Raw genomic sequence first — 4,916 nt, 5'->3', positions numbered from 1 at the left:
TGCACACCGCACCAATCCCGCGTAGCGGGTTCGTTCTCCCTCCCCCGACTGGCTGATACGATCTCTACGGAGATGCTGGCAAGCAACTGTGCTGACCTGGCCAATCGGTAGGGTGGACCGAACGGCTAGATCATGTCCGTAGTCGCTCTCTCGTTCTCTCGCTCTCTCGCTCTCTCGCTCTCAAATTAAATACGAATGTGCGACATCCGAACGCTTACGAATTTCTTATCCACGACCACCTTGTATTCGTGGACGAGCGCTTACCGAACACAAAACTGAATAGCGCTGAAATTTATCATCGAAAAACGGCATCATGACTGCTGGCATTACTCCGGGAAGATCTGTCAGTCTTTCCCCTGACAGACAAAGGCCGCCATTATTCCATGCCCTATTTCGGACGGGGGCTTGCTCTCTTTCAGAAGAAGGTTGAGCTCATCAATGGCTTCTCGGGCGGCTTTATGGGCATCCTCCCCGGTCAGCACCCATGACGTATCCAGGTTGGCGCCCTCAGGTTTGTCGCGCATGACGCTCAGCCAGTTGAAGGACCCTTCTGCAATGAAGCTCTGCGTCATCAGCGTCTTCGAATGTAGGAGCTTGATGTCGTGCAGCCTTGCTCCCGTCTCCTCGAGTGCTTTTCTGCACGCAGGTGATGTTCCGTTGGAATAACCGGGAGCGTTGGGAACGCGCGTCACGATATTGACCACGGCCCCTCTGCCAACGGCCTCGCGGATGCTGTCCTGGAGTTCAGGTGCGTTGACGCCGGACAGGGACAGGAAGGGGGAGACAATGACAATTTCCTCGCCGTCTTTCAGGTCCGCGAGGGCTGTATCCAGTTGCGCGTGGTGCTCGCTTACGGATGACAGCCTCTTGCCACGGAGGATGAGAGACGTATCTGCCGCCCAGTTGCCAGTCACATCCCCGAGTTCATAGCCCTTGGAAAACAGGGCTCTCCCCAGAATTCCCAGGGCCGACGCAGGATTCCGCTCGAAGATTTCCATCGTGCCAATGACGACGAACGAATGGACGGCTCGTGAGATGGCGACGTTGAGAAGACTGCGCTTGCCATCCAGGAATCCCGTGCTCGCCTTGCGGTCGCATGTTGGCGAGAAGATGATGATGTCCCGTTCCGCGCCCTGCATGGCGTTGACCGTGCCGACCTTAATTTTCGAGATGTTCTTGTCCGTATGGGCCGTGCTGAACTTGCGTAAGGCCCGCCGGATGGCGTCTCTCTGCGGTCCATAGGGGGCAATCACCGCGACAATCTCGTTCACCGGCTTGTCGTAGAAGTCCTTCCATTCATCCGCGTTACTGACAATCCACCGCGCGATGGCCTCCGCTTCACGGGGATTGCGCTGACTGCGCCCCAGACGCTCCGACGTTCCATTGACATTGGCCCAAGCAAGAGGCGGCAGAGGAGGTTTCCTGTCCGGTTCTGCGGTCATGGGTTTCAGGCGGCCGTTATAAACGAGTTCGTTGCAGATCTCGATGATGTCCCGTCGGCAACGGCGGTGCTCGGTCAGGAAGATGCCGGGAACAGGGCTGTCCGGTGAGGAGTGACTGGTGCCTGTCTGGACCACGCGCATCACGGAGCCCATGATGTTATTGTTTCCCGGGGCGGCCGTGACGACGCGGGGATCAACCGGTCCGTCGTCATCCCAGAAGTATTCCTGAACGCCGGCCTTTCGGGCATTGCCAGTATCCGTTGCATGGGAACTGGTGACGACCGGCTCAATCTGGAAGACATCCCCGACCACAACGGCTTTCTTCGAGAAGGCCATGGCCGGGACCATTTGGTAGGGGGCTATCTGTCCGGCTTCGTCAACAATGAGCAGGTCGAAAAAGCCTGCCATGAAACGTTCGACGAATTTGCCGTTTTCCATCATCGTGCATTTGGGAAACTTCGGAAGGCTGGCTGCCGTCACGATGAAGAGCGGTGTCAGCATCGCCCATCGACGATACATGGCCTCCATGGCTCTGCCGCCAACCTTGAACGGATAGACCTTGTTGTCGTTCTGCTCGAGCGCATCCTGAAGAGCCTGAACTTCAAGGACCCACCGACCTTCCCAGTAGCGCAAAGCATACTGGAACAGAGCGTAGCGTATTGTCCGGTCCAGGAAATCCTCGATGACATCTAGCCTTCCTGTCCAGTTGCTCTGGCGCCAGGGAAGTTTTTCTTCCGGCATGTCGAACATCGCGGCCCAGTCGGACGGTGCCAGAACCGTTTCAATGGACGTGCAGCAATCCTGAAGTTGCTGGAGTATCTGATGCTTGAGGGTGACGAGCTTTTCAAGCTCGCGACCGGCCAGAACATAGGAGCCTTCCACATAGTGATCGTACTCTGCTCGGGCGGTCTTGCTCACCAGGTCGGCAGCGGCAACCTCGCGTTCCAACTTCTGGACCAGGGTATCTCGAGCCTGACGCGTCTCTTCCCGGGATTCCCGGACTGTTGCGAGCTCCCTCTCGGCTGATGCCGTCATCTCATTGATGGCATTCATCCATTCGAGCTTGGACTTGACCTGAGTCTGCATGAGCGACCGAAAGAAGCTGCTCTGTCTACCCTCGGCGACAAGCCTTTCAACATTCGCCCAGTTGCGTCCACTCATCAGGTTCGAAAAGAAACCGCCCTCCGGCAATGCAGCAATGAGCGCGACGGCATGTGCTCCCACCTCTTCGACTTTCTGCCCGGCAGCATGCACGGCATCATCACGCTGCTTCAGGAGGTCCCGGGTTTTCCGGTTCTCCTCATTGATCCTGGCGCGCGGAACGGCGGCAGCGGCCTCTTTTTCCTTGAGGTCGGATTTGAGAGCGTCTTCCCTTGGCCTGCGCTCCTGAAGAAGGGCTTCCCGCTGGGCGATGGCCTTTGTGATGTCGGGATATGTTCCATAGCCCGAGGCCACGTAAAGCTGATTCAGCTTTCTGGCTTCTCCAGCACAGACCCGCCCTGTTTCGACAAGCACCTTCATCCGGGCGCGGATTTTCGCGATGCCATCTTCAACAAGGCTGATGTCGTGACGCGCCCCCTGAGGACCGTGACCTGAAAGGTGCTCCTTGCGGACTGGCGGAGTGACGCCCGGATAGAAAGAACTGTAGTAGCCGTTGATCCAAGCGTCACGGGAGGCCCAGGCATCGACCGTGTCCCGTTCACGTTCGGGGAAGCCTTTCCACTCCATCGTGCCCAAGCCTCTTCCCGGAGACGCGATCAGGTAGCCGGCTTTCAGAGCCTCCTTTTCTTTCTCTCCGGACGGGAAATAAAGACCCAGCGCATCGGCACCCTCAATCCATCTTCTCGCCCATGGCCGGCTGTCCTTGGAAGCCATGGCTTTTTTCATGGCATCAATGATGTTGGTGACAGCCTGGTTGTTGGTCGAGGTCCCGACGATGACAGCCGGATCACCACCCTCGAGGGCACGTGTCACCAGCTCCGTTGCGACGATACCTTGCAGAAGTGTCGTCTTGCCGGTGCCCGGGGGGCCGTTCACGGCGAGAATGTCACCATCTTTCACCGAGCAGAACGCCGTCATGGCTTCAGACTGGCTGGATGACATTCCATAGGCGAAAGTCATCGTTCCCCTGGCTCGGCCCGCTGCAGCCCACTTCTGGGACTCATCCACGACGGCCGGTTCCGGTCCACCATCGACATACCGTGCGAGCAGAGGTGTTACGAGATCGGTGTCAGCCAGAACGGTATCGTAAAACCGTCGCTGATGGAGGGTCGCAATCATCCCGATGCTGGCCTCCGCAGGCTGAAGGGCCACGCGCTCCCAGAGTTCGTAGCCGTCGGGTAATCCGTCTTCTCCGGTCACTGCGTTCCAAAGCTTTTCCGCCCACTCCAGGGTCTTGCCGAGACTGCCTCCTTCAAACGGATTGAGCTGGAGCCAGGTATCCATGGTGGCCAAATCACCAATCAGGATGTCACCATCCGACGGTTCGAGAAGCTCTCGATTTATCCAGGGCGGGGCATCCTTGAGCGGCTGGATGGTGCCTCCCGGACTGACGTTGACGAGCATGGCCATACAGAAAAGGGCAGGCTGTTTCGAATGCTCGGTGGAATGACTGACCTGTCCGAGAAGAATGCGGATACCGGCCATCGCGATAATGGAATCGTTAGGAGCCAGGTCACGGGAGGCAGGATGCATCTTTCTCAGTGCCTGGGTTTTGTTAGGCGGCAGCTGGCCTTTTTCAAAACCCTCTTCGTCAAGAGCAACCAGATTATCCCGGCTAAAGGAGATCTTCATCTGGGCATCATCAAGAAGAGCTGAATGCCAGTACGAAAGGACCGAATGATGGCTTGGCTTCGACGACATCCGCTTTAGAACCCTATGTAGTGACGCTTTTTATTACGAAATGCCCTTTGGCATGTAAACATATGCGTCCCCTAGGCTCAGGACTTAGCGTCAGAACATATGGTTGCAGTGAGGCAGATGACCAAGAAAACGACGGCTGGGCAAAGAAAGACACTGGAGAAATCGTAGTACTTTGCGAGATGTCTTCACCTGTGATGCCATCGGGGCTTGTTTCGATCTCGCGATGGAAAATCAGGGGGTGCTATCCAAAGTCGGGCCTTAGCCGTGCGATGCTGTGTCCGACCAAGATCCCTCAAAGCGCAAGCAACATCGCGCTGCTCATCGGATCGGATTGGTCTTTTATAGAAGAGAACGTGTTCTGCAATCACATTGAGTGGCAGACCTGCCTTCCGGTATTCGTCATGAACCTGAATCATCCGGCCTGATGTCAGCTGCGGAAGAAGGTCATCCAGTGTCAATGCATCAGACCAGAAGGATGTCCGGGCGAACAGCAATTCCATGAGTGAACCGCCTAGGGATTGGCGGAGACGTCCGCTTCCAAAGAAATTCCACCCAAAACCGGACCGACCGGTTTCCTGAAGGGTTTCGGGCGCCGCGAGGCGTACGAAAGTC

General features: G+C 56.8%; 1 protein-coding gene and 1 pseudogene. Both read right to left on the bottom strand.

Annotation, left to right across the window (positions count from 1 at the left end):
- Window positions 1–344 precede the first annotated feature (344 nt).
- Entirely contained in the window at window positions 345–4,304 is a 3,960-nt protein-coding gene (locus AD948_RS00565) for an AAA domain-containing protein (protein ID WP_061470264.1), read from the bottom strand.
- A gap of 185 nt (window positions 4,305–4,489) precedes the next feature.
- Window positions 4,490–4,916, bottom strand: a pseudogene (locus tag AD948_RS18310) (hypothetical protein); the annotation flags it as partial.

The sequence above is a fragment of the Acetobacter senegalensis genome (assembly GCF_001580995.1).
GTDB classification, from domain to species: Bacteria; Pseudomonadota; Alphaproteobacteria; order Acetobacterales; family Acetobacteraceae; genus Acetobacter; species Acetobacter senegalensis.
The sequence above is the reverse complement of the archived record's forward strand: the minus strand, read 5'-3'. Positions and strand labels throughout refer to the sequence as shown.

What these genes read in the sequence shown, in the direction of transcription:
- AD948_RS00565 (WP_061470264.1), bottom strand. Translation starts at nt 4,304, where the DNA reads ATGTCGTCGAAGCCAAGCCATCATTCGGTCCTTTCGTACTGGCATTCA.